The organism is Geomonas sp. (assembly GCF_056994735.1).
The window spans coordinates 1-1590 of record NZ_JBXKJL010000357.1 but is presented as its reverse complement, the minus strand read 5'-3'; the positions used below and the strand labels follow the sequence as shown (position 1 = coordinate 1590).

Here is a 1590-nt window from a genome sequence, read left to right as displayed (position 1 = left end):
GCTTCGTCATACGGAACCCGGCCGGTGAAGGTGGTGACGTCGGAGAGCCCCATCTCCTCTGCCTTCACACGGTAGCGCTCCTCCGGAAAGCCCATGATCAGATAGTGCAGCTTCGCCCCCTGCCCCTTCAGCAGCGCCGCCGCTTCCAAAAGGAGATCCACCCCCTGGTAGCTGTTCAACAGCCCGAGGAAGGCCACGACCGGGCGATTGGCAGGAAGACCGAGCCGTGCCCGGATCTCCTCCTTCGGATGCGGAGCGAAAACCTCGGTATCGACGCCGTCCATCAGCGCCCGCACGCGCTCCCTGGGAACGCCGTCCGAGACCAGCAGCTCGACCGTGGGACCGGCACTGGTAATGATGTAGTCGGAACTGAGGTTGATCCAGCGCTCGAGGAGGGAAAAGAGGCGCTGCAGCAGGGACCCCTCCCTTACGAACTTGTGATCGGTGATCTCGGCGGTCAGGCTCCCCTGGCAGTCGAAAAGCATCGGGACGCGCAGGAACCTCTTCAGAATGGCGCCGATGAAGGCGCCCTCGTGGATGTGGGCGTGGATGAGATCGGGCTTGAAGCTGCGGGCGACCTTCAGTGCCTTCAGCAGCAGGAGGAGGTCGAGGTAAGGCTTGTGCCAGGAGGGACCCGCCTCGAGCTTACCGTACCAGGGGATCTTGGCGATGCGCTCGGTGGGGATGCCCGGGATGTCCCGGCCTATGTGGTAGGTAATCAGGCGCAGCTCGACGCCGCAGGGGATGACCGCGCGGGCCTCCTCGAGGATGCGGACGTGGCAGCCCCGGTCGGCGAAGAAGGGAGTCGGGGCCAGCACCAGGACTTTGAGGACAGGGTCAGCCAAAGTTCAGCTTTTCCTTGATGTTGTAGATGGGCTTCTTCTGGGCCTCGTAGTAGGTCCGCGCGCTGAGCTCGGCGAGGAGCCCCATCACGATGAACTGCACCCCCATGAAGAGCAGGAAGGCGGTGAGGATGAGCAGCGGGTTGCGGTTCATGCTCACGTGCTCGATGAGCTTCATGTAGATGGTGACCAGGCCGGTAAGCCCGCCCGCGCAGAGGGTGTAGATCCCCCACCGCCCGAAGAGCTGGATCGGCTTGGTGGAGTAGCTCAGCAGGAACTTGACCGTCATCAGGTCCAGGATCACCTTCATGGTGCGGGAGATGCCGTACTTGCTCTGCCCGTGCAGCCTCTCGTGGTGACGGACCGGCATCTCGGTCACCTTGGCGCCCACCTGCGAGGCGAGCGCCGGCACGAAACGGTGCATCTCGCCGTAGAGGTTCACGTCCTCGAGCACCTCGCGCCGGTAGGCCTTGAGGGTGCAGCCGTAGTCGTGGAGGTGAACCCCGGTCATGCGCGAGATCAAGCCGTTGGCGATGATGGAAGGGAGCTTGCGGTTGATGAAGGTGTCCTTGCGGTACTTGCGCCAGCCGGAGACCACATCGTAGCCCTCGTCGATGCGGGCCATAAGGAGCGGGATATCGAGGGGGTCGTTTTGCAGATCGCCGTCCATAGGCACGACCACCCGGCCGGAGGCGGAATCGAACCCCGCTGCCATGGCGGCCGTCTGGCCGAAGTTGCGGCGCAGCTT

2 protein-coding genes are annotated in these 1590 nt (G+C 63.8%); both read right to left on the bottom strand.

Features of this window, described 5'->3' with window-relative positions; all coding sequences use genetic code 11:
- The coding region (locus tag AC11W3_RS15450) for a glycosyltransferase (protein ID WP_484093305.1) at positions 1-845 on the bottom strand (845 nt) is incomplete at its 3' end.
- Positions 838-1590, bottom strand: a 753-nt coding sequence (locus AC11W3_RS15445) for a glycosyltransferase (protein ID WP_484093304.1), incomplete at its 5' end; no start/stop codon positions are given. The genes AC11W3_RS15445 and AC11W3_RS15450, both read right to left, overlap by 8 nt.